This window comes from Streptomyces nodosus (assembly GCF_008704995.1).
Classification (GTDB): Bacteria; Actinomycetota; Actinomycetes; order Streptomycetales; family Streptomycetaceae; genus Streptomyces; species Streptomyces nodosus.
Genome location: NZ_CP023747.1, coordinates 1,179,737 through 1,203,767, shown reverse-complemented (window position 1 = coordinate 1,203,767; position 24,031 = coordinate 1,179,737). Strand labels below are relative to the sequence as shown.

Genomic DNA, 24,031 nt, shown 5'->3' with positions numbered 1-24,031 from the left:
TTCTTTAGCTCGGGTGAATCCATTGACTTTTCCCCGACGCGCCGGGCAAGGTCGCTGCCGCAGCCAGCAGCCGACGCCGCAAGGGAGCCGTGTCACCGTGCCCATGTCCCGCAGAGCACTCGCCGTCGCCGTCGTCTCCGCCCTCGTCCTGCCGCTGAGCGCCTGCGGCTCCTCGGACGACGGCGGCGGCTCGACGGACGCCTCCGGCGCGATCGAGGGCGACATCACCTTCCAGACCTGGAATCTGCGCGCCAACTTCAAGTCCTACTTCGACGGGCTGATCGCAGACTTCGAGAAGGAACACCCCGGCACCCACGTCAAGTGGATCGACCAGCCCGCCGAGGGCTACCCCGACAAGCTCAGCGCGGACGCGGCTGGCGGAACCCTGCCCGACGTCGTCAATGTCTCGCCCGATCTGCTCGCCCCGCTCGCCAAGGCCGGGCTCGCCCTCGACCTCGACAAGGCGGCGGCGAAGTACCGGTCCGAGTACCTCGACGGGGCCTGGACGGGACAGCGGATACCGGGCATGACCGGCACCTACGCCTTCCCCTGGTATCTGAACACCGGCCCGCTGTTCTACAACAAGGACCTCTTCCGCAAGGCCGGGCTCGACCCGGACAGCCCCCCGAAGACCTACGACGAACTCTTCACCGACGCCCTCCAGTTGGCGAAGAAGAGCGACGGCGAGGTGGCCACCCTCGCCAATGTGCCCACCATCGAGGACTTCGGCCGCTACGGCGTCGAGCTGATGAACAAGCAGGGCACCGGCTTCGCCTTCAACGAGGCCAGGGGCGTCGAACTCCTCACCAGATACAAGGAGTTGTACGACGCCAAGGCACTCGACCCGCAGGCCCTGACCGCGACCCCCGAGTCCTCCGGCAAGAAGTTCCTCACCGGGGCCGTCGCCATGAACCCGGGCAGCGCGCTGGACCTGGAGAACTTCAAGAAGCAGGCGCCCGGCCTGTACAAGAACATCGGGATCACCGACCAGATCACCAGCACCGGCCACGTCAACATGTATGTGATGGGCGTGATGGTCAACTCCCGCACCAAGCACACCCCGGCCGCGGTCGCCTTCGCGCACTACGTCACCGACGCACAGAACCAGATGTCGTTCGCGAAGAAGGTGGCCATCTTCCCGAGCACCGCCGGCTCGCTCGACGACCCGTACTTCACCAAGGAGGACGGCACGGACGAGACGCGGGTGCGGATCGCCGCCGCCAAGTCCCTGAAGAATGCGGTGAACTACACGCCCGTGCTGTTCAGCGACCAGATGAAGACCGCGCTGCGCAACGAGGTCGCCAAGGCGCTGCAGGGCAGGCAGAGCCCCCGGGCGGCGCTCGACAACGCTGTCAAGGCCTGCGACCGGCTTCTGACGCAGCAGGGCTGAACCGTCATGGCCCTTTCCCCCGTGTCGCGGGTGCGGCGCCAACTGCCCGTCAGTCCCTGGCTGTTCGCCGCCCCGGGACTGCTGGTCGTCGGTGCGTTCGTCCTGTATCCCTTCGTCTCCACCGTGGTGAACTCCTTCACCGACCGCCGCACCCTGATCCCCGGCCGCTTCGTGGGGCTCGCCAACTTCCGCGAACTGCTCCACGACGAGATGTTCTGGATCGCCCTGCGCAACAGCGTGCTCTACGTCCTCGGGGTCGTTCCGGCGCTCGTCGTGCTGCCGCTGCTGCTGGCCCTGCTGGTGCAGAAGAACATCCCCGGCATCGCCTTCTTCCGTTCGGCCTTCTACACCCCGGTGGTCGCCTCCATCGTCGTGGTGGGCCTGATCTGGGTGTGGCTGCTGGACGAGCGCGGCCTGGTGAACTCGCTGCTCGAGACGGTCGGGGTGGGCCGGGTCGGCTTCCTCAGCGACCAGTGGCTGCTCCTGCTGAGCGCCATGGCCGTCACGGTCTGGAAGGGCCTCGGCTACTACATGATCATCTACTTGGCCGCGCTCGCCAGTGTGCCGCGTGAACTGCACGAGGCCGCGGCGGTGGACGGCGCGGGCGCCGTACGCCGTTTTCTGACGGTCACCGTGCCCGCCGTCCGCTCCACCATGGTGCTGGTCGCCGCGCTCGCCTCGGTCGCCGCCTTCAAGGTGTTCTCCGAGGTGTATCTGCTGGCGGGCCCGACGGGCGGTCCGGCCGGCGAGGACACCACCCTCGTCATGCTGGTGCAGCGCACCGGCACCGGTCTGACCGGCCGGGTCGGCTATGCCTCCGCGCTCTCGCTCGTCGTCTTCGTCGTCACCGTGGCGCTGATGCTGCTGGTCCTGCGCGCGGACCGGAGGGAGGACGCATGAGCACCCCGGAGAAGGCACCGCCGGCCCCCGAGCGGGTCACCCGGCGCCGGGGACGGCTCACCGACGAGCACGGCCGCCGCGTCGGCGCGGGGGAGCTGGTCCTGAGATACGCACTGCTCCTGGTGGTGCTGGTGCTGACGGTCGGCCCCTTCCTGTGGCAGCTGTCCACCTCGCTCAAGGGCCCGACCGAGAACATCTTCAGCTCCCCGCCCTCGTTCCTGCCCGCGCATCCGACGCTGCACAACTACGCGCGCGTCGCGGACACCATCCCCGTATGGGACTACGCCCTCAACTCGCTGACGGTGGCCGGCGCCAGTGTCGTCACCAACTGCGTCGGAGCGGCCCTCGCGGGCTATGCGCTGGCCCGGTTGCGCTACCGGGGCCGCAGGGGCACCGCCCTCGTCTTCATCCTGGCGATGCTGGTTCCCGCCGAGGGCATCATCATCGCCCAGTTCACCACCATGCGGGACCTCGGCCTCAACAACACCCTGATCGGTGTCCTGCTGCCCGGCAGCGTCAACGCGATGAATGTGCTGCTGCTGCGCAACGCCTTCCTCCAACTGCCCCACGAGGTGGAGGAGGCCGCCTTCGTGGACGGCGCCAACGTCTGGCAGCGGTTCTTCAGGATCGCGCTTCCCTCGGTGAAGGGCACCCTGGCCGTCGTCGCGATCTTCGCCTTCATGTTCTCCTGGGACGACTTCCTGTGGCCGCTGATCGTGCTGAGCGACCCCTCGAAGTTCACCCTGACCATCGGGCTCAACTATCTGCACGGCACCTTCGCCAACGACGAACGCCTCGTGGCCGCCGGCACCGTCATCGCGGTGGCCCCGCTGATGCTCCTCTTCGCCTGTCTCCAGCGGTACTTCTTCCGCGGCGTCGGCGAGGGCGCCGTCAAGGGCTGAACCTCCGTACCCGCACCACCGTCCGAAGGAACCCGTATGCCCTCAGCCGTGCGCTTCGGCGTCAACTACACCCCCAGCGAGGGGTGGTTCCACCACTGGCTCGACTTCGACCCCGACTCCGTACGCGCCGACCTGGACTCGATCGCCGCGCTGGGCCTGGACCACATCCGGGTCTTCCCGCTGTGGCCCTACTTCCAGCCCAACCGCACCCTGATCCGCCCCCGCGCCGTCGAGCAGCTCGTCGCGCTCGCCGACGCGGCGGCCGAACGCGGGCTCGACGTCAATGTGGACGGGCTCCAGGGCCATCTGTCGAGCTTCGACTTCCTGCCCGCCTGGACGGGGACCTGGCACCGGCGCAACATCTTCACCGACCCGGAGGTGGTCGAGGGGGAGGAGACCTATCTGCGGACCCTCGCCGCCGCGCTCGCCGACCGGCCCAACTTCATCGGCATGACCATCGGCAACGAGGTCAACCAGTTCGCCGCGGGACCGCACCCCGACCCGGACCGCATCACCCCCGAACAGGCCGGGCGGTGGCTCACCCGGCTGCTCGCCGCCTGCGCCGAGGGCGCCCCCGGCAAGCTGCATCTGCACGCCTCCTACGACGCCGCCTGGTACCAGGACGACCAGCCCTTCACCCCCGAGCACTCGGCGCGCCTCGGCGACCTCACCGCCGTGCACTCCTGGGTGTTCAACGGCACAGCCCAGCGCCACGGCCGCACCGGCACCGCCACCGAGCACCATGCGGCCTACCTGGTCGAACTGTCCAAGGCCTGGGCCGAGGACCCGCACCGCCCCGTCTGGCTCCAGGAGGTCGGAGCCCCCGCGCCGCTGATCCCCGCCGAGCACGCCGCCGCCTTCACCGAGGCGACCGTGGACAACGTCCTGGACTGTCCCGATCTGTGGGGCGTGACCTGGTGGTGCTCGCACGACGTCAGCCGCGACCTCGCCGACTTCCCCGAACTGGAGTACGGCCTCGGCCTGTTGACCAACGAGCGGCGCCCCAAGCCCGCCGCCGAGGCACTCGCCCGGGTCGTCCAGGAACGGCGGACACACCGGCCCGCTCCCCGCACCACCGCGCTGGTGGTCGACACCGCGGCCGGCCGTTCGGTCTGCGCCCCCGGCGGCGCGGTCTTCGAGGCGTTCGCCCGGCTGACCGCCGACGGGGCCCGCCCCACCACCGTCCTCGAGAGCCGCGCCGACGACAAGGACCATCTCGCGGCCCGCGGCATCACCGAGGTCGTCACCCCCGAACAGGTCACCCAGTAGCCCGTACCCCACCGTCCACGACGAAACGGAGCACACTGTGAACCTCAGCCGACGCACGGTCCTGCTCGCCGGAGCGGCAGCCGCGCTCACCCCCGCGCTGCCCCTGCCCGCAGCCTCGGCCGCCGCCCGCGACCTCCAGCCGTACGCCTCCTACTGGTACCCCGACTCGCTGCCCTCGGGCACCCCGGGGGCGGGCATCACCTGGCGCAGCCTGAAGAGCTGGCGCGCCGCCGACGACACGGACCTGGCCTTCAACGCGGCCTCCGTGCCGCTCGCCGCCCGTTTCACCCCGACCCCGGCCAACACCACCGCACGCTCCGGACAGGCCCGTGTCCAGTCCCTGGTCTCCTTCGGACCCACCTCCGCCAACCCCTCCCAAGGCGCCCCCACCGCCGACTACTACGCCCTCACCCACTGGGCCTACCTCGACGAACTGGTCTTCTGGGGCGGCTCGTCGGGCGAGGGACTGATCCTCGCGCCGAACGCCCCGATCGTGGACGCGGCCCACCGGCACGGTGTCCCCGTGCTCGGCAACATCTTCCTGCCGCCCGTCGCCTACGGCGGACAGCTCCAGTGGACGCGTGACCTCGTCCAGAAGGACGGCGCCGGGCGCTTTCCGCTCGCCGCGCAACTCGTCGCCGTCGCCGAGGCGTACGGCTTCGACGGCTGGTTCGTCAACGCCGAGACCGGCGGCGGGAACAGCGCGCTCGGCGCCGACATGCTCGGCTTCGTCAAGGAGCTGAAGGCGCTGAGCGCGGCGAAGGGGCTGCGCGTCACCTGGTACGACGCGATGACGGTGAACGGCACGGTGTCCTGGCAGGGCGCCCTGGACAGCCAGAACCAGGAGTTCTTCCGCGCCGCCGACTCCCTGTTCGTCGACTTCCGCTGGTCGAGGGCCTCGCTGGCCTCCTCCGGCGCGCTGGCCGAACAGCTCGGGCGCAGCCGCCACGAGCTGTGGGCGGGCGTCGACGTGGAGTCGGGCGGCACCAACACCTCGGTGGACTGGGACGCGATCGTGCCGACCACAGCGGCACACGTCACCTCCATCGGCTACTACCGGCCGGAGTGGACCCGCAACCATCTGCCCGCGAGCCGCACGCCCGGCGACTTCCACACGGCCGACGACCTCTTCTGGACGGGCTCCTCCCTGGACCCGTCCGCCCCGGACACCACGGCGAGGTGGCGGGCCCCCGCGGTGTCGGTCGCGGACCGCTCGACCGTCGACGCGCTGCCCTTCGCCTCCGTCTTCAACACCGGGCACGGACTGCGGTGGTACGAGGACGGCCGGGTCGGCTCGGACACCCCCTGGAACCACCTCGGACTCCAGGACCGGCTGCCCTCCCGCCGCTGGGCCGTCCGTACCGACGGGACGCGCCCCACCGTCGCCTTCGACTTCGAGGACGCCTGGCGCGGCGGCAGCAGTGTGCTGGTCTCCGGAGCTCTGGACGCGCCGGCCACGCTGGAGCTGTATGCGACCCGGCTGCCGATCGGTCCCGGGACGGTCGTCGAACTGACCCACCGGGCCGACGCGGGCGATGTCCGGATCGAGCTGGCCGTGGCCACCACCGAGCCCGGTACCCCTGGGCAGGCCCCCTCGTACACCTACTTCCCGGTGACCGGCGGCGACGGCTGGCGGACCGCGACCGTGCCGCTGACCGGCCTGTCCGGCACGGTGCGCAGGCTGGCCGTACGCCTCACCGGCGGGGGCGGCCAGGTGCGCTGGCGGCTCGGCGGCATCGCGGTGCGCGACACGGCCGTCACCCCGGCCGCGCCCGTCCGGCCGCGGATCACCGACGCCGACGGCGGCAGTCTGCGGTTCGCCTGGGAGGCCGCCCCCGCGGCGGGGCCCGCTCCCCGCCACTACGAGCTGCACCGGATCCTGCCCGACGGCCGGCGCCGCTTCCTCGGCGGCACCTGCCAGCGCGCCTTCCATGTCGGCGGGCTCGGCCCGGAGCCGGGCGAGAGCGTCGCGCGATTCGAACTGCGCGCGGTCGGGGAGCTCTACAACGTCTCGCCCCCCGCCCGCCTCACCCACCGCTGGTAGAACCCGGCGGCCCACACCCTCACCCCACGGAGCCATCCCATGCATGACGACCGCACTCTGGTCGAAGCCCGTCTCAAGCGCGTCCTCGACGAGCGCGTCCGCCCCGCCGTGTACCCCGAGTCCGTACCGCTCACCGTCGAGGTGTGGCACGCGCCCGGTGAGCCCGTGCCGGTGGCCGAGGGACTGGCGGCCTTGGTCGAACCGATCGAGGTGGGCGCCCGCTGGGGCGCTCCGTGGGGAACCAGCTGGTTCCGGGTGACCGGCACCGTGCCCGAGGCCTGGGCGGGCCGGACGGTCGAGGCGCTGCTCGACCTCGGCTTCGACGAGAACATGCCGGGCTTCCAGTGCGAGGGACTGGTCTACCGCCCCGACGGCAGCCCGGTGAAGGGCCTCAACCCGCGCAACCAGTGGGTGCGGATCGGCTCCCCCGCGGCGGGCGGCGAGCGGGTCGAGCTGCGTATCGAGGCGGCCTCCAACCCCGTCATCCTCGACTACCACCCCTTCCTGCCCACCCGGCTGGGCGACAAGGAGACCGCGGGCAGCGCCCCGCAGTACCGGCTGGAGCGCATGGATCTCGCGGTCTTCGACGAGACCGTGTGGCAGCTGGTCCTCGACCTGGAGGTGCTCGGTGAGCTGATGGCCGAGCTGCCCCTGGACTCGGGGCGGCGGCGGGAGATCCTGCGCGCGGTCGAGCGGGCGCTGGACGAGGTCGACCTCCAGGACGTGAACGGCACCGCGGCGGCGGCCCGGGCACGGCTCACCGATGTCCTGGCGGCGCCCGCCGCGGCCTCCGCGCATCGCATCAGCGCGGTCGGCCATGCGCACATCGACTCGGCCTGGCTGTGGCCGCTGCGCGAGACGGTGCGCAAGGTGGCCCGTACCACCTCCAACATGACCGCGCTCCTGGAGGACGAACCGGAGTTCGTCTTCGCCATGTCGCAGGCACAGCAGTGGGCCTGGGTGAAGGAGCACCGGCCCGAGGTGTGGGAGCGGGTGAAGGAGGCCGTGGCGGGGGGCCGGTTCGTGCCGGCGGGCGGCATGTGGGTGGAGTCGGACACCAATATGCCCGGCTCGGAGGCGATGGCCCGTCAGTTCGTGCACGGCAAGCGGTTCTTCCTGGACGAGTTCGGCATCGAGAACGACGAGGCCTGGCTGCCCGACACCTTCGGGTTCGCGGCCGGGCTGCCGCAGATCATCAAGGCGGCCGGTTCCAAGTGGCTGCTCACCCAGAAGATCTCCTGGTCGCAGACGAACTCGTTCCCTCACCACACCTTCCTGTGGGAGGGCATCGACGGCACCCGGATCTTCACCCACTTCCCGCCCGTCGACACCTACAACTGCTCGATGAAGGGCAGCGAGATCGCCCACGCGGCGAGGAACTTCAAGGACAAGGGGGTGGCCCGGCACTCGCTGGCGCCGACCGGCTGGGGCGACGGCGGTGGCGGCACCACCCGGGAGATGGTCGCGAAGGCGGCCCGGCTGCGGAACCTCGAGGGCTCGGCGACCGTGGAGTGGGACACCCCGGAGGCGTTCTTCAGGAAGGCGGAGGAGGAGTACCCGCACCCGCCCGTCTGGGTGGGCGAGCTCTATCTGGAACTGCACCGTGCCACGCTGACCAGCCAGGCGAGGACCAAGCAGGGCAACCGGCGCAGCGAACACCTGCTGAAGGAGGCCGAGTTGTGGGCGGCCACGGCCGCCGTACGGGCCGGATCCGCCTACCCGTACGAGGACCTGGACCGCATCTGGAAGACGGTGCTGCTGCACCAGTTCCACGACATCCTGCCGGGTTCCTCGATCGCCTGGGTGCACCGGGAGGCACGGGCGACCTATGAGCGGATCGCCGGGGAGCTGACCGGGATCATCGAGGCGGCGCAGCGCGCGCTGGCGGGGGAAGGCGCCCTGCCGCTGGTGTTCAACGGCGCGCCGCACACCCGGGACGGGATCCCGGCGGGCGGCGCGGGCACCCCGGCCGCCGCGGCCGAGGTCTCCAGGACCCCGCGTCCGGGCGGCGGTTTCGTGCTGGACAACGGGCTGCTGCGGGTGGAGATCGACGCGCGGGGTCTGGTGGTCTCCGCGTACGACATCGAGGCGGACCGCGAGGCGGTCGCCCCGGGACGCGCCGCGAACCTGCTCCAGCTCCACCCCGACTTCCCCAACATGTGGGACGCCTGGGACGTGGACGCGTTCTACCGCAACACGGTCGTCGACCTGGTGGAGGCGGAGCAGGTCGCGCCCGGTGCGGACGGGGGCTCGGTCCGTGTCGTACGGTCCTTCGGCGCCTCGCGGGTCGTCCAGGTGCTGTCGCTGGTGCCGGGGGAGCGGCGGCTGGAGATCGACACGGAGGCCGACTGGCATGAGACGGAGAAGTTCCTGAAGCTGGCGTTCCCCCTGGACGTGCACGCCGAACGGTACGCCTCCGAGACCCAGTTCGGGCACTTCCACCGGCCGACGCACACCAACACCTCCTGGGAGGCGGCCAAGTTCGAGGCGTGCAACCACCGCTTCGTGCACCTGGAGGAACCGGGCTGGGGCGTGGCGCTGGTGAACGACTCGACCTACGGCCACGATGTGACCCGCACGGTGCGGGAGGCGGACTCCGGTACGACCACGACGGTCCGGGTCTCCCTGCTGAGGGCCCCGCGCTTCCCGGACCCGGAGACCGACCAGGGCGTCCACCGCTTCCGGCACGCCTTGGTGCCGGGCGCGGCGATCGGGGACGCGGTGTGTGAGGGCTGGCGGATCAACCTGCCCGAGCGGCGGCTGACCGGTGCGCGGGAGGTGACACCGCTGGTGACCGTGGCGGAGGACGCGGTCGTGGTGACCGCGGTCAAGCTGGCCGACGACGGCAGCGGGGACGTCGTGGTCCGCTTCCACGAGTCCCGCGGCGGCCGTACGACCGCCACGCTCACCGCGGGCTTCGAGGCGGCGGCGGTGACGGCGACGGACCTGCTGGAACGCCCGCTGGCCGACGCGGCGGCACCGCAGCTGGAGGGCGACCGGGTCACGCTGCGGCTGCGCCCGTTCGAACTGGTGACGCTGCGCTGGAAGCGCCGGGGCTGACACCGCGGGGCCGGCCCGGCGCGGAGGGAACACGCCCACCGCGCCGGGCCGGCGTCGCGCGCCCCGGCCCGGCCGTGGACCGGGACGTCGATCATGTGGATCATCGTGCAGGAGCACTTCCCGGTCCGGTGGTGAGCAGAGAGGCTCCCCACCGGCCCCGACGCGAGAGAGGCCGTGCGGCATGAGCGACTTCGAGGGCCGAGAGGCCCGGGTGACCCGGTCCACCGGCGGACCGCTCATGGCCGCCGGGGAGGGACGATGAGCACCCTGGGGCGAAGCGGTGTCCCGATCAGCGCGCTGGCCTTCGGCGCCGCGGGCATCGGCAGTCTCTACACCGAGGTCGGCGAGGAACAGGCGTACGAGGCCGTGGGGGCCGCCTGGGACAGCGGGATCCGCGCCTTCGACACCGCCCCGCACTACGGCCTCGGCCTCTCCGAGCGCCGCCTCGGCGCGGCCCTGCGCGAGCGTCCCCGCACGGCCTACACGGTGTCCACCAAGGTGGGCCGGCTGCTGGAGCCCAGGGACGCGGACGACGGAGCCCTGGACCTGGACAACGGCTTCGCCGTACCGGCCACGCACCGCCGGGTCTGGGACTTCAGCGCGGACGGCGTACGGCGCAGTCTGGCGGAGAGCCTCGAGCGGCTCGGCCTGGACCGCGTGGACGTGGTCTACCTCCATGACCCCGACGACCATGCCGAGCAGGCCTTCCGGGAGGGCTACCCGGCGCTGGAGCGGCTCCGGGCGGAGGGCGTGGTGGGTGCGATCGGCGCGGGCATGAACCAGGCGGAGATGCTGACCCGGTTCGTCCGCGAGACGGACGTGGACGTGGTGCTGTGCGCGGGCCGCTACACCCTGCTCGACCAGAGCGCCCTGACCGAGTTGCTGCCCGCGGCGGCCGGGCGCGGTGTGTCGGTCGTCATCGGCGGCGCCTTCAACTCCGGTCTGCTGGCCGACCCGCGGCCGGGCGCCACCTACAACTACGCGGAAGCACCACCGGAGTTGCTGGACCGCGCCCAGCGGATCGCGGAGGCCGCGGCACGGCACGGCACCACGGTGCGCGCCGCCGCACTGGCCTTCTGCCGCGCCCACCCGGCCGTGGCGGGCGTGCTGGTGGGCGCGCGCTCGGCAGCCGAGGTCCGCGACTGCGCCGAGCAGTTCGCGGCGACCGTACCGGCCGCGCTGTGGCGGGAGCTGAAGGACCTCGGCCTGCTGCCGGCCCATGCCCCCGTGCCCGCCGAGGAACCGCCGGGGCACTGACCCGGGGCTCGGCGACGACGGGCCTGGGACGACGGGCCTGGGACGACGGGCGCGGGCGGATTCCGGAGGGCACCGCCGCCCGCGGCTACCGGCTCCGTACCACCGGGTCGGCCAGCCGGGTCGGCGGCAGGAACTCGCGTACATACACCCGTTCCCAGCAGGCCCCCGTCTCGCGCAGCTCACGCCAGGTGGTGAACCGGTAGCGGAACAGCCGGGCCCGCACATAGCGCGGTGGCGCATGCGCGGGGAACGGGCAGCGGCGCAGCAGCCGCAGGGTGTCCCGGTCGTTCTCCAGGAGGCGTTCGACCAGGGCGCCGAACCAGGGGGCCGCGTATCCGGGGGAGAGCGCCGCGAACCACATCAGCCAGTCCAGCCGCAGATGGTACGGGGCGTACTGGCGCGGCCAGCGCCGTGGATCGCCCGGCTTGCCCTTGAACTCGTACTCCCGCCAGTCGGCGTCCCGGCGCGGCACCTCCTGCGCCGTCCCCTCGATCACCACCTCGTAGCGGGTGCGGCTGACCGTGCCGAAGGCCCCGTAGGTGTTGACGAGGTGCAGCGGGTCGAAGGAGCGGTTCATGATCTGGCCACGGGAGATCATGTTGCGCACCGGCTGACGGCTGAGGGCGACCAGGCCCACGGCCACCGCCAGGACCACCACCTCGTACCACAGGGGCGCCCCGGCCGTCCGGGGCGCGTGGGCGGGGAACCGGACCGCGGACAGGGCCAGCACGACGGTGAGCCAGTTCAGCCAGGCGAAGTTGCCGGACAGCACCAGCCACAGCTGGGTCACGATCATCAGCGCGGCCGCGGCCGTCGCGACCGGCTGCGGGGTGAACAGCAGCACCGGGACGATCAGCTGGGTGACATGGTTGGCCGCCACCTCGACCCGGTGCAGCGGCTTCGGCAGCCGGTGGAAGAACCAGCTCAGCGGGCCCGGCATGGGCTGCGTCTCATGGTGGTAGTCCAGACAGGTCAGCTTCCGCCAGCAGGCGTCCCCGCGCAGCTTGATGAGCCCGGCGCCGAACTCCACGCGGAAGAGGATCCAGCGCAGCAGGAACAGCACCACGATCGGCGGGGCCACCGTGCCGTTGCCCAGGAACACGGCCACGAAGCCGACTTCCAGCAGCAGTGACTCCCAGCCGAACGAGTACCAGGTCTGGCCGACGTTGACGATCGACAGATACAGCGCCCACGGCAGCAGCCAGAGCAGCATCCCCGCCCAGAGCGGCACCCGGGAGTCGACCCCGGCGGCCAGGGCCACCGACACCGCGCACCCCGCCCACGCCCAGAGGGCGAAGAAGCGGTCCGAGTAGTGCAGGTGGAAGACGCTGGGGGCCTCCCGGAAGGGCACCCGGGCGACCAGATGCGGCACCGGCAGCATGCCGCGCCGCCCGATCAGCGCACGGAACTGCAGCGCCGCGGTCAGAAAGGCGAAGAGATACACCACCGCGAGGGCCCGCTGGAAGACCAGCCGGCTCAGCCAGTACTCCGGTGCGACGAACCACTCCACGGCGCCCGCTCCTCTCCGTCCAGTGTGACCCCGCATCCCGCGCCGCTCCGCACCTCCGTCACTCCGTGTGGCCGTCCTTCCGTTTGCGTAACCATGATGCCCCGTACAGACAATGGTGACGAACTGCCCGGGATGAAGCGGGAGAACGCGTGAAGACCAGCTCGCCCAAGACCGCCGTCGGAACGCCCAGGAAACGTGGAGGGGCGGCCCCGGTGTTCGCCCGGGCCCCGGCGGCGGTCTGTGCCCTGTCCGCAGGGGTCCTGCTCTGCACCGGCTGCGGCGGGACGGTGCCCATATCCGGCGCCCCGACCGGCGGGGAGCTCTTCCTCCAGCCGGCCGGGTCCCGTGGGCCCGACCCCTTCACGGACTCGACGGTCAGATCCAGCTCCGCTCCCCGGCCCGCCGCTCCACCGCAGTCGGCCGGCGGCGCCGCCTCCTGGGCCCCGCGTGCGGTCTCCGGCGCCACGCCCGGCCTGTACGGGGGCACCCGGTCCAGGGCCAGCTGCGACATCGAACGGCAGATCGCCCTGCTGGCCGCCGACCGGACCAAGGCCCGCGCCTTCGCCCGGGCAGCCGGTGTCGACCAGGCGTCCGTGGCCGCCCATCTGCGCGGTCTGACCTCCGTCGTGCTGCGCACCGACACCCGGGTCACCGACCACGGCTTCCGCGCCGGCCGGGTCACCAACCGCCAGTCCGTCCTGGAGACGGGCACCGCCGTCCTCGTCGACAACCGCGGAGTGCCCCGGGTCCGCTGCGCCTCCGGCAATCCGATCGACGCACCCGCGTCCCTGAACGGCACCCCGGCGGTCCTCGGCCGGCCCTGGTCCGGCTACCGGCGGGCGCAGGTGGTCGTCGTGACCCCCGCCCCGCGGACCATCGCCAACATCACGATCGTCAGCATCGAGAACACCAGCACCTGGATCGAACGCCGGATCGGTGACGACGGCCGGCGGGATGTGCTCGTCCGGCCGCTGGTGGCCCGTTCGGAGCCGCCCCAGGTCGATGTGCGCCCGCCGCGCGCCGCCGTGGAGCCGCCGGGCTACGGCCCCCATGACGCGGAGAGCCCCCCGCCGGAACGGTCCGGGAGCCTCTCGGAGGAGCGGGGGAAGGACCCGGCCGAGAACGGCGATCCGCCGCACGAACAGGACCATGCGCGGACCGCCGGGGACGACTGCGAGACACCCGGCACGGCCGTCACCGCCGCGCCGCTGGCACGCACCGAGCCGCCCCCGTCCGGGAGCGCCGGCGCCCGGGACACGGCCCCGCGGCGGGACCGGACCGGGGACCCGCCCCCACGCCCCGGCTGCCCGGCCAGCGCCGAGCCCTCCGGCACGACCCCGCCACCCGACCCGGCGCCGACGACGCCTCGGTGACGGCGGCCCGGCAGCCCGAGCCCCTGCGCGCCCCGACGCCACTCCTGGCCGCAAGGCCCGGGGGACCCGACGGGCAGAGGTCGAAGATTCGACGAAACCCTGGCAAGGTGGCCCCATGGCTGAACGGGAGGCGAGGGTCCTGTCCCTCCCGGACGACTGGCCCGCTCACCCGGACTCGATCCTTGCGCTCAACCGCATGGGCGGTTTCGACTGGGACCTGGACACCGGACTCCTCCGCCTGGACGCCCGGGCGCACGAGGTCTTCGACGTACGCCCCGGTGAGTTCGACGGACACCCCGAGAGCCTGGGGCCGCGGATCCCCACGGTCGAGGCCCGGCGCCTGGACACCCTGATCTCCCGGGCGGTCAAGGAGGGCCGGGAGCACTACGGCACCTATCTCCGCCTCCGCGGGCGCGACGGCAGCCCGCGCTGGATCCGCGTCCAGGGGTGCATACGGCGCGACGAGAAGGGCCGGCCACGCCATGTCGTGGGCGTGGTCCGCGACGCCGAGGAGGAGCTGAGCGAGAGCGCCGAGCGCGGCGGCCGGGTGGACCGGCAGGAGGCGCTGCGCCACCAGACGAACGTCGTCCAGATCACCGCCGCGGCGCTCGCCCACGCCCGCACCGTCCAGGACGTCATCGACGTCCTCAAGGACAGCCACGGCCTCACCCACCTCGGCGCGGCCGGCCTGGTCATGGGGCTGGTGGAGGCCGGTCGCATCCGGATCGTCGCCGAGGGTCCCGAGGAACGCTCCGTGCCCGGCATCGCGGTCACCCGTGTCGACGAGCCGTACCCGATGAGCGAGGCGGTGCGGACCCTCAGCCCGCAGTTCGTGGAGTCCTCCCAGGAGTTCGCCCGGCGCTATCCGATCCTGTGGCCGCACCTGACCGACCTGCACATCACCTCGGCGGCCTATCTGCCGCTGATCGTGGAGGCCCGCCCCATCGGCGCCCTCGGCCTGCTCTACGACGACCGGAACGGCTTCACCCCCGAGGAGCGCAACGTCCTGGTCGCGCTCGGCGGCAGCATCGCCCAGAGCCTTCAGCGCGCCATGTTCTACGAACAGGAGAAGGACCTCGCCCAGAGCCTTCAGCAGGCGATGCTGCCGCGCTCCATCCCCAGCGTGCCCGGCGCCGACATCGCCGTCCGCTACCGGTCCGCCGCGCTCGGCCGGGACATCGGCGGCGACTGGTACGACCTGATCCCGCTGCCCCGTGGCCGGGTGGGCGCCGTCATCGGCGACGTCCAGGGCCACGACACCCATGCGGCGGCCGTCATGGGCCAGCTGCGGATCGTGCTGCGCGCCTACGCGGCCGAGGGCCACACCCCGGCCACCGTGATGGCCCGCGCCTCGGTGTTCCTCAAGGAGCTGGACACCGAACGCTTCGCGACCTGCCTGTACGCCGAGGCCGACCTGTCCACCGGGGTGGTGCAGCTGGTCCGCGCCGGCCATATCGACCCGCTGCTGCGGCCGGCCGAGGGCAGCTGCCGGCGCCTGTCCGTCGAGGGCGGGCTGCCGCTCGGTCTCTCCGCCGAGTTCGACCGCCTCGAATACCCCGTCACCACCCTCGAACTGGACCCCGGCCAGACCCTGCTGCTGTGCACCGACGGCCTGATCGAAGAGCCCGGCACCGACCTCGACGACGGCACCCAGGTCCTGTGCGAACTGCTCTGCACGGGTCCGGGCGATGTGGACGAACTCGCCGACCGGCTCATCGAAGTGGCCGAGGCGCGGGGCGGCGACGACGATGTGGCCCTGCTGCTCCTGAGGCGCCGGGGGCTGAGCCGGCGGACCGGCTCCCGCCTCCAGCGGATCATCGGGCCCGGTGACCCCGAGGGGCTCGCCGACACCCGCCGCTCGATCCGCGCCGCGGTCCGCGCCTGGGGCGTCGGCGAGCGTTCCCATGAGATCGAACTGGTCGCCGACGAGCTGGTCACCAATGCCCTGGTGCACACCGAGGGACCGGCGGTGCTCACCCTCCAGGTCCTCACCGGACACGACCGCAGGCTCCGGATGGAGGCCGAGGACTCCTCCAGCGCCCTGCCCCGCCGCCGGGACGCGGGCGCGACGGACGTCACGGGCCGCGGGCTGCTGCTCGTGGACCGGCTCACGGATGTGTGGGGCGTGGAGGCACGCGGCGGCGGCAAGGTGGTGTGGTGCGAGTTCATGGTTCCGCGCCGCGGCGGCGACGGGACCTGAACGCGACGGTCCGCGGCCGGGTGGTGCGGCACTTCCCCGGCGGGCGCGGACGGCACCCGGCCGTCACCGGGAAAGCGACCGGTGGCGGTGTCGGTGGCGGGTGGCACCCTGGTATCCATGCCGGAACTGCCCGAGGTCGAAGCGCTCAAGGACTTCCTGACCGGCCGTCTCGTCGGCCATGAGCTGGTGCGGGTGCTGCCCGTGGCGATCAGCGTGCTCAAGACGTACGACCCGCCGGTCACCGCCCTCGAGGGCCGCGAGGTCACCGCCGTGCACCGGTACGGCAAGTTCCTCGATCTGGAGGCCGGCGCGCTGCACCTGGTGACGCATCTGGCGCGTGCGGGCTGGCTCCAGTGGAAGGACCGGCTGCCCGACGGTGCGCCCCGCCCCGGCAAGGGCCCGCTCGCCCTGCGGGTCGCGCTGGAGACGGGGGAGGGCTTCGACCTGACGGAGGCCGGCACCCAGAAGCGGCTCGCGGTGTACGTCGTGAGGGATCCCCGGGAGGTCCCCGGCATCGCCCGTCTCGGCCCCGACCCGCTGGCCGCCGACTTCGACGAGCCGCGCCTGGCGCGGCTTCTCGAGGGCGAGCGCCGGCAGATCAAGGGCGCGCTGCGCGACCAGAGCCTGATCGCGGGCGTCGGCAACGCCTACAGCGACGAGATCCTGCACGCCGCGCGGATGTCCCCGTTCAAGCTCGCCGCCTCGCTGTCGCCGCAGGAGACACACCGCCTGTACGAGGCGCTGCGGGCGACGCTCACCGAGGCGGTGGGGCGCGCGCACGGTCTGGCCGCCGGGCATCTCAAGGCGGAGAAGAAGAGCGGGCTGCGGGTCCACGGCCGTACCGGGGAGCCCTGCCCGGTGTGCGGTGACACGATCCGCGAGGTGTCCTTCAGCGACTCCTCGCTGCAGTACTGCCCGACCTGCCAGACGGGCGGCAGGCCGCTGGCGGACCGCAGACTCTCACGGCTGCTGAAGTAGACGCGGCGCCCGCGACGAGGAGCGCGCCGGGGGCGGGACGGTGTGCGGAACCCGGACGGGCGAGGGGCCGGGGTGCGTTCCCTCCGGTGCCCGGTCAGCGGGACTTCAGCGTGACCAGGCGCTGTCCGTCCCCGGTGCGCACCTCGAAGCGGTCGATCTCCCCGGAAGGCATCGCCGCCCCGCCCTGCACCGTGGTCGCCGCGCCGTCGTCCGCGGGGGCCGTCCAGTTCGTCACCGTCTGCTCCGAGCCGTCCCTGCCGACCAGCACGAGCCGGCAGATGTGCGGACCGGAGGCGTCCTTGACCGTCACATCGATCTGACTGCCCCACTCCCGGTCCCGGGTCACGACCTGCGCCCACACCCCGGTGTCCGGGTCCGTGGCGCTCAGCGTCGTGCTGGCCGGAGCCGAGCCGTGGGCGGAGACGACCGCGACCGTCGGTCCGCCGATCGCGAGCACCACGGAGGCCGCGACCGCGTACAGCAGCCGCCTGCTCCGGCCGCGCCGCCTGACCGCCACCTCGTCGAGCAGCCGCTCCAGCAGCCGGGGCCCGGGGGCGGCGAAGGGGTGCACGGACCGCGGGGTCGCCCCCCGGTACAGCATCAGCTCCCGAGCGGCCGGGCGGAACTCGGACACCTGCGCCGTGCACCTCGGGCATTCCATGAGGTGGTCCTCGAAGCGGAAGGCTTCCGCCTCGTCCAGCACGCCGAGCGCATAGGCGCCGACGTCGCGATGGCGTTCCAGGGACCTCATACCAAATCCTCATGCCGGTGAGCGGGGTGGGGGGTGGTGCCGTTGTCGCTCACCGGTACGGACCGGACGACCGAATCACTCAAGGCCGTTACCGAATCGCGGCCTGGGCGCACCGGGCCGATGGACCGCCGGACCGGTCCGGATGCGGTGAACCGGTCCGGACTCAGAAGAGATGGATGGCGAGATGGCCCAATGGGAGCCCCAGTTGCCAGGCCGGTGTCCAGACCTGGGGGCCGTCCTCCTCGCCGCTCACCGGGCCACCGGGCACCGCGTCGAGATCGGGCGCGAGCAACTCGGTCTCCTCGAGCCAGCGCCAGGCCGCCGAGGCGAGCTCCAGATCCGGGGCCGGGCCGCCGGAACGGGCCCGCTCGGCCGTCAGCTGGTCCATACGCTCACCCACCCAGTCCTGCCAGGGCTGGTCGTAGGCCGTCAGGGAGAGCCAGGTCTCCAGCTGGGAGATCACCCGGACGCCGGGGAGCTCACCGCCGGTGTCGGACAGGAAGATGGTCAGTGCCAGGGCGTCGCGCCCGGCGCGGAACTCGAAGGACGTGGGCGGCATGAGATCGCCGGTCCGCAGCAGTTCGTCCGCGATGTACTCGGCGTACAACCACGCCATGGGGACGGCCAGTTCACCGCCGTCGGTGCCGTCCGTGCTCTCCTGATCCCTGTACAGCATCCCTTCCTGCCTTCCTCCGGTAGGTGCGCGTCGCCCGAATCCGGGCCTCCGGTCCGGAACACGGATGAGGCAAGCTGATTGCTCAACCATGGTCCTCGGCAAGGCGCTTTACGGAGGTTTGACCCGGCCCTCGGTTTCATCGCAGGTCGGGTGCGTATCCCGGCAGAACCCTGCGCAGCGCCCGCAGGGCGTAGTAGGCGCGGGACTTCACCGTACCGGGCGGGATGCCCAGGGCCTCGGCGGCCTCCGCCACACTGGCCCCGCGGAAATACACCTGCACCAGGACGTCCCGGTGCTCGGGGGTGAGAGTCTTCACAGCCTTGCGCACATCCAGCGTCGCGGCGGACCGTTCCGCGTGGTCGGCGATCACCGGGGCGTTCTCCAGCACCGCGTCGCCGACCTCGGCGGGGCGTGCCTGGCGGGCCCGCCGTGCGTCGATGGCGAGCCGCCGGGCGACGGTGAGCAGCCAGGGGCGCACGGAGGCGAAGTCATGTGCGCGGAGCGCCTCGGGGTGCTGCCAGGCGCGTACGAGCGTCTCCTGCACCAGGTCCTCGGCGCGCTGGCGGTCGCCGTCGGAGAGCCTGAGCAGCAGGGCGAACAGGGGGCGGCCGTGCTCGCGCTGCAGCTCGGCCAGCTCGCGCTCGGCGGTCGTCCCGGGGGCAGTGGTGGTTCCGGCCGTCATGGCCGTATGCCAACCCGCCGGGCGCCGTGGGGACAGGGCCCCGACCGGGCCGTGCGGTGGGCGGTCGCTGTTCGTCGCCGAACGGTGCGGCGAGCGGTCGACCGGGCGCGACCGGAGGCGTCCCGGTCCGCCCCCGGCCGGGTTCCGGTCACCGGCTTCCGGTGTCCCGGGCCAGCTCGGAGCGCTTGTAGGAGTATCCGAAGTACACGATCTGGCCGATCGCGAACCACACCGCGAACCGCACCCAGGTCTGCCACTGCAGAAAGGTGATCAGCCAGAGCGAGAAGACCACACCCAGCGCCGGCACGAACGGCATCCACGGGGTGCGGAAGGTGCGCGGCAGGTCCGGCCGCCGGTAGCGCAGCACCACCACCGCCGTGCACACCACCACGAACGCCAGCAGGATCCCGATGTTGGTCAGCTCGGCCGCCTCACCGATCGGCAGGAACCCCGCGATCAGGGCGGAGGCGATCCCCACGATCCAGGTGACGCGCGTCGGGACGTGCCGGGTGGGATGGGTTTTGGCGAACCACCGGGGCAGCAGTCCGTCGCGGGACATCGAGAACCACACCCGGGTGACCCCCAGCATGAAGGTGAACATCACGGTGAGGATGCCGATGATCGCGCCGACCGCGATCACATCCGCGAGCCCCCCTAGCCCCACCGCCTTGAACGCGCTGGAGAAGCCGCTCTCCTTGTCGATGTCCTTGTAGTCCTGCATGCCCGTCAGCACCAGACACGCCGCCACATACAGCACCATCGCGATCGCCAGCGAGTACAGGATCGCCTTGGGCATATGGCGCTGGGCGTCCTTGGACTCCTCGGCCGCGGTCGACATGGCGTCGTACCCGAACACCGCGAAGAAGACGGTCGCCGCACCGGTGAACGCGCCGCTGACGCCGTACGGGAAGAAGGGGTGGTAGTGGGCGGTGTCGATATGGAAGATCCCGACCGCGATCACCACCAGGACGACCAGCACCTTCAGCGCCACCACCGCGGTCTCGAAACGGGCCGCGTTGCGGATGCCGAGGTTCAGCAGCCAGGCGATCAGCAGACAGAGCAGCACCGCGAACAGATCGATCCGGTGGCCGGGACCCGTGCCCGGCGCGCCCAGCATCCATTGCGGCAGCTGGGCGCCCAGGTCGCCGATGAGGAAGCCGAAGTAGCCGGAGATGCCGATCGCGACCACCGCCACGATCGCGGTGTACTCCAGCAGCAGGTCCCAGCCGATGAACCAGCCGGCGTACTCGCCGAGCACCGCATAGCCGTAGGTGTACGCCGAGCCCGCCTTCGGGATGAGTCCCGCGAACTCGGCGTACGACAGCGCGGCCGCCGCGCTGGCCAGGCCCGCGATCAGGAACGACACCAGGACGGCGGGTCCGGCCGTGCCGTTGGCCACGGTCCCGGCGAGGGTGAAGATGCCGGCGCCGATGATCCCGCCGACCCCGATCGCGGTCAGCTGCCACAGACCGAGCGAGCGTTGCAGCCCCGTACCGTCATGGACTTCCGTGTCCTCGATGTGCTCGATGGGTTTGCGCCGGAGAATCCCCTCACCCATCCTGAGCCGGGCCATGAGCCTCACCCCTTCGCAGACGGCAATGGGCTGACGGCGGATCATCATGGCGCAGGGCCGGGAGGGACGGAAGACCGCGCACCGCTGCCACCGTCCGGTCCCGCACCGGTCGCCTCATGGGCATCTGCCGGCGGACCGGCGAAGGGCGGTGTCCCTACGGTACGACCGTGACCGGCCAGCGGCCCGCCTTCACCAGCCGCACGGCCACCGAGCCCACGATCCGGTGCCCGGCCTGCTCGGAGGCGCCCACCACCACCGCGTCCGCCTTCAGCTCGTCGGCCGCGGTGAGCAGGCCCTTGTAGGGGTCGCCGTGGAAGGTGTGGAACTCCCAGCGCACCTCGAATATGTCCCGGACGCGTTCGGCGGCGTCCCGGATGTAGGCGACCAGGTCCGCCGCGATCGCGTCGGTGGTCTCGGCCACCGGTGCCCCGAGCGCGGCGCCCGCCGCCATCACCGGCTGCACATACACGACGGCGAGCAGCGCCCGCTGCCGCCGGGCCAGCCCGCCGGCATAGGCCGCCGCCCGGAGGGAGGACTCCGAGCCGTCCACCCCGACGACGATGACCTTGGGCCCGTCCGTGCCCCGCTCGAACTGGTGCGCGTGCTTTTCCATCACGGCCCGAGGCTATCGGAACCCCCGGGTCCGGTCCCGGTGGGCGCACATCTCCCGGCCCGGCGGCCCTGCCTGTGCCGCGCTCCGCTCAGCGCACCTCGACCAGGCGGGCGAACACCACCACGTTCCCCTGGTATCCGTGCTCCTCGGAGAATCCTCCTCCGCAGGTGATGATGCGCAGCTCCGGGGCCCCCTTGTTGCCGTAGACGCGGTCGCCGGGGAACTTCGCCTTGTCGAAGACCTCGTTGCCGTAGACCTGGAAGACGGCGGTCCTGCCGTCCTGGCGCCGGACCTCGATGCGGCTGCCCTGCCGCACCGCGCCCAGTCCGTAGAAGACGGCCGGTCCCACCTGGTTGTCGACATGGCCCACGATCACCGAGGTGCCCTTCTCACCGGGGGAGACGGCGCCGGTGAACCAGCCCGCGAGATTGGGGTCGTCGGGCGGTGGCGCGTTCACCCAGCCGTTGGCGTCCAGGCCCACCGGAACGACGGGGGCGTCGACCTGGATCGCCGGGATCCGGATACGGCTGACCGTGGAGTACGGCAGGGCGCCGGGGGTGCCGGCGGGGCCCACCGAGGCGCTGGTGCCCGGGGCCGCCGCGGAGGCGGGCTGCGGCGGTCCGGTGTGGAGCTCTCCCGAACCGTTGCGGACGAGGGCGAGGCCCGTCAGCAGGACGATCGCCATCACGCCCCACGGGGCGTGATGGCGCTGCCGCCCTCCCTCTCCGGCCGGCTCGCTCGCGGACATGTGGCACACCCCTCTCGACGCGGCTCTCACCACGTCCGTCGATCACACCCGAAGGCCGGGAATCCTTTCGGCTCCTCTCCGACGAGATCCCACGGGAGCACCGAGAACCCACCGGGATCCCGTGGAGATCCCACGAGAGCACGAACGGCGATCGGCGGCGGCCGTCGTCAGCCGTGGAGTGCTCCGGTGGCGCGGCCGGTCGGAGGACGACGGCTGACCTCGCCCGGACCGTGTCCGTGCCGCGCCGTCCGCCGGGCGCACCCCGGATTCCGAAGGGACGGACCCCGGGGTGCCGGACATGCCGGTCCGTCAGGCTCAGCGAGCCGCGCGCCGGTGCGCCATGTGCCAGGCGGTGCCGATCGTGCCCGCGATGAGCAGCGCGCCGAGACCGACCTTCTTCGGGTCGAAGCCGCCCGAGGTGCCGCCGACGCCGGCTCTGACGCCGTGCTGCTCGTAGCCGTTGCCCCCGCCGCCTCCGCCACCCCCGCCCCCGTTCCCGCCGTACCCCCCGATGCTGTTGCCCCCGCCGCCCCCGCCTCCGCCGAACCCGCCGAGGTTGGTCCCGCCGTATCCCCCGTTCCCGTTCCCGTTCCCGTTCCCGTTTCCGTTTCCGCCGTAGCCCCCGCCTCCGTTGCCTCCGCCACCCCCGCCCCCGTTGCCGTTTCCGTTGCCGTTCCCGCCGTAGCCCCCGCCTTCGCTGTCGCGGGGTCCGGCGTTCCCCTCGCGTTCGCTCCGCGCCCCCGTGATGGCGAGCTTCTTGTGGCCGTACTCCTCACCGCACCGGAACGTCACGTCGTAGGTGGTGCCGATCTTGGCGTCCCGGTCGATCGTGGCCGTGGCCGAGGCGCGGCCCTCGGGGATGGTGACCGTGTCGAACACACCCGAGAACACCGTGGCGTTGCCCTTGCAGTTCTCCACCGGCAGGGCGATCCGGCCGCCCGGGTTCACCGTCTCCGGGTCCAGCTTGTAGCCGAAGGTCGAGCGGCCGTTGCCGCCGTCGCCTGCCGAGGTGCATGCGGGCAGGGCCAGGGCGCCGACGCCCAGCAGTGCGGCCGAAAGTGCGCGTATCGCGCGCATGAAAGCCTCCAGGTCCCCGAGGAGCTGTGCTGCGGACCTCTTCCGCCTGCGTCGGACATGCACCTCGATGTCCGAAACGCTAAGAAGGCGGGTCCGGTGGCGCGATCTCAGTCGCGCGAATGGGGCACGCGCATGCGCCGCACAGGGGACACGGGGGCCGGTGGGAGGGCCCGGCGCGGAGCCGGAGGAGACCGGGGCGGGCGGGGGCGGCACCCGTCCCCGCCCGCCCCCGGCCGGAGCTGATCCCCTTTCACCCGTGCAGCTGAGGGAACAGCGCCAGGAACGGCTCCGTGGACTCCGTCAGTCCCCGGCCGTAGGGGGCGTCGAAGTCCCAGATCAGGAAGAGCAGGAAGGCGATCAGCGCGGAGAAGAGCCCGGCGAGGATCAGCTCGCGGGCGGTACGCCGGATCTGGAGCGCGAACACCATGCCGATGGTGACCACCGCACCGCCGATCAGCCCGAACCACACCACCGTCGGCATGGTCGAGCCCGTCGCGTCGGCCCGGTTGGAGCGTGCCGCGTCGGCGACGGCCACCTGGTCGAGGAGCGGCTGGTACGACTGCGCCTCGAAGTCCGACGCCGGTTTGTGGTCGGTGACGTCCTGACGGATCCGCTGGAGCAGTTCCCCGCCGCGGGTGGTCACCTCGCCGTGCTCGGTCATGGACGTCCACTCGGTGGTCGTCACATGGCGCACATAGGCGTCGATGTCGGAACGCACACGGTCACGGACATCGGCCGGATAGACGCGGACCCGCTCCGAGATCTCGTGCAGCGCCTGCGCCTCGGCCTGGACATGGTCCTGGGCGGCGCTGCGGGCCTCCCAGACCCCGGCGATGGCCAGACCGAGCACGATGGCGTACACCACGCCGATCCACATCGTCATGTACTCGATCACATCCGGGGTGTCGGAGGGATCGTCGTCCTCGGCGGCCGTGCGGTGCCGCAGCAGGGTGACCACGACCACGACCACACAGGCGGCCAGCATCGCGAGGGTGAGAACAAGCCATTCCGGCAAGATGTGCCTCCAG

Annotated in this window: 19 protein-coding genes; 10 read left to right on the top strand and 9 right to left on the bottom strand. The window is 72.0% G+C overall.

Annotated features, from left to right (window positions below; translation table 11 throughout):
* The first annotated feature begins 97 nt into the window (after positions 1 to 97).
* The 7 genes from CP978_RS05415 to CP978_RS05385 all read left to right on the top strand — a co-directional run bounded on the left by CP978_RS05415 (position 98) and on the right by CP978_RS05385 (position 10,822).
* Positions 98 to 1,390, top strand: coding sequence for an ABC transporter substrate-binding protein (locus tag CP978_RS05415; protein ID WP_043437986.1), 1,293 nt, complete (start codon positions 98 to 100; stop codon positions 1,388 to 1,390).
* A gap of 6 nt (positions 1,391 to 1,396) precedes the next feature.
* Positions 1,397 to 2,290, top strand: a complete 894-nt coding sequence (locus tag CP978_RS05410) for a carbohydrate ABC transporter permease (protein ID WP_043437985.1) — start codon at positions 1,397 to 1,399, stop codon at positions 2,288 to 2,290.
* Positions 2,287 to 3,192 carry a carbohydrate ABC transporter permease gene (locus tag CP978_RS05405; RefSeq protein WP_043437982.1) on the top strand — a complete coding sequence of 302 codons (906 nt, stop codon included), beginning with the start codon at positions 2,287 to 2,289 and terminating at the stop codon, positions 3,190 to 3,192. Before CP978_RS05410 ends, CP978_RS05405 begins: the two co-directional genes overlap by 4 nt.
* 36 nt (positions 3,193 to 3,228) lie before the next feature.
* Positions 3,229 to 4,461 (top strand): glycoside hydrolase 5 family protein, encoded by a 1,233-nt coding sequence (locus CP978_RS05400; protein WP_043437978.1) that lies wholly within the window; start codon positions 3,229 to 3,231, stop codon positions 4,459 to 4,461.
* A 37-nt stretch (positions 4,462 to 4,498) separates the two neighbouring features.
* Positions 4,499 to 6,505 carry an endo-beta-N-acetylglucosaminidase gene (locus tag CP978_RS05395; protein WP_043437975.1) on the top strand — a complete coding sequence of 669 codons (2,007 nt, stop codon included), beginning with the start codon at positions 4,499 to 4,501 and terminating at the stop codon, positions 6,503 to 6,505.
* Positions 6,506 to 6,544: 39 nt separating this feature from the next.
* Positions 6,545 to 9,565, top strand: a complete 3,021-nt coding sequence (locus tag CP978_RS05390; protein WP_043437973.1) for an alpha-mannosidase — start codon at positions 6,545 to 6,547, stop codon at positions 9,563 to 9,565.
* 258 nt (positions 9,566 to 9,823) lie between these two features.
* On the top strand, positions 9,824 to 10,822 hold the full coding sequence (locus tag CP978_RS05385) for an aldo/keto reductase (protein ID WP_043437971.1): 999 nt from the start codon (positions 9,824 to 9,826) through the stop codon (positions 10,820 to 10,822).
* An 85-nt stretch (positions 10,823 to 10,907) separates the two neighbouring features.
* On the opposite strand, the gene CP978_RS05380 is transcribed toward CP978_RS05385, so the two are convergent.
* Positions 10,908 to 12,332, bottom strand: a complete 1,425-nt coding sequence (locus tag CP978_RS05380) for a lipase maturation factor family protein (protein WP_043437969.1) — start codon at positions 12,330 to 12,332, stop codon at positions 10,908 to 10,910.
* 149 nt (positions 12,333 to 12,481) lie between these two features.
* Between CP978_RS05380 and CP978_RS05375 the strand changes: the two genes are divergently transcribed.
* From CP978_RS05375 to CP978_RS05365, 3 genes are all read left to right on the top strand, one after another.
* Positions 12,482 to 13,705, top strand: a complete 1,224-nt coding sequence (locus CP978_RS05375) for a DUF6777 domain-containing protein (RefSeq protein WP_150478147.1) — start codon at positions 12,482 to 12,484, stop codon at positions 13,703 to 13,705.
* 115 nt (positions 13,706 to 13,820) lie between these two features.
* Complete coding sequence (locus CP978_RS05370; protein WP_043437966.1) at positions 13,821 to 15,905, top strand: SpoIIE family protein phosphatase; 2,085 nt, start codon at positions 13,821 to 13,823, stop codon at positions 15,903 to 15,905.
* Positions 15,906 to 16,022: 117 nt separating this feature from the next.
* Positions 16,023 to 16,883 (top strand): Fpg/Nei family DNA glycosylase, encoded by an 861-nt coding sequence (locus tag CP978_RS05365; RefSeq protein WP_043448204.1) that lies wholly within the window; start codon positions 16,023 to 16,025, stop codon positions 16,881 to 16,883.
* Between the two features lie 94 nt (positions 16,884 to 16,977).
* Here CP978_RS05365 and CP978_RS05360 read toward each other — a convergent pair whose 3' ends face one another.
* The 8 genes from CP978_RS05360 to CP978_RS05325 form a co-directional block, all read right to left on the bottom strand.
* Entirely contained in the window at positions 16,978 to 17,634 is a 657-nt protein-coding gene (locus tag CP978_RS05360) for a zf-HC2 domain-containing protein (protein WP_043437964.1), read from the bottom strand.
* Positions 17,635 to 17,797: 163 nt separating this feature from the next.
* Entirely contained in the window at positions 17,798 to 18,310 is a 513-nt protein-coding gene (locus CP978_RS05355; RefSeq protein ID WP_043437963.1) for a hypothetical protein, read from the bottom strand.
* Between the two features lie 136 nt (positions 18,311 to 18,446).
* Positions 18,447 to 18,992 carry a sigma-70 family RNA polymerase sigma factor gene (locus CP978_RS05350; RefSeq protein WP_043437961.1) on the bottom strand — a complete coding sequence of 182 codons (546 nt, stop codon included), beginning with the start codon at positions 18,990 to 18,992 and terminating at the stop codon, positions 18,447 to 18,449.
* A gap of 148 nt (positions 18,993 to 19,140) precedes the next feature.
* Positions 19,141 to 20,565 (bottom strand): amino acid permease, encoded by a 1,425-nt coding sequence (locus tag CP978_RS05345; RefSeq protein ID WP_043437959.1) that lies wholly within the window; start codon positions 20,563 to 20,565, stop codon positions 19,141 to 19,143.
* 154 nt (positions 20,566 to 20,719) lie between these two features.
* Positions 20,720 to 21,181 carry a universal stress protein gene (locus CP978_RS05340; RefSeq protein WP_043437957.1) on the bottom strand — a complete coding sequence of 154 codons (462 nt, stop codon included), beginning with the start codon at positions 21,179 to 21,181 and terminating at the stop codon, positions 20,720 to 20,722.
* Between the two features lie 85 nt (positions 21,182 to 21,266).
* The gene (locus tag CP978_RS05335; protein ID WP_043437955.1) at positions 21,267 to 21,926 is read right to left on the bottom strand and encodes a class F sortase; all 660 of its coding nucleotides are present in this window, start codon (positions 21,924 to 21,926) and stop codon (positions 21,267 to 21,269) included.
* 315 nt (positions 21,927 to 22,241) lie between these two features.
* Positions 22,242 to 23,003, bottom strand: coding sequence for a hypothetical protein (locus CP978_RS35195; protein WP_184750519.1), 762 nt, complete (start codon positions 23,001 to 23,003; stop codon positions 22,242 to 22,244).
* A 250-nt stretch (positions 23,004 to 23,253) separates the two neighbouring features.
* On the bottom strand, positions 23,254 to 24,018 hold the full coding sequence (locus CP978_RS05325) for a bestrophin-like domain (protein WP_079162020.1): 765 nt from the start codon (positions 24,016 to 24,018) through the stop codon (positions 23,254 to 23,256).
* Positions 24,019 to 24,031 lie beyond the last annotated feature (13 nt).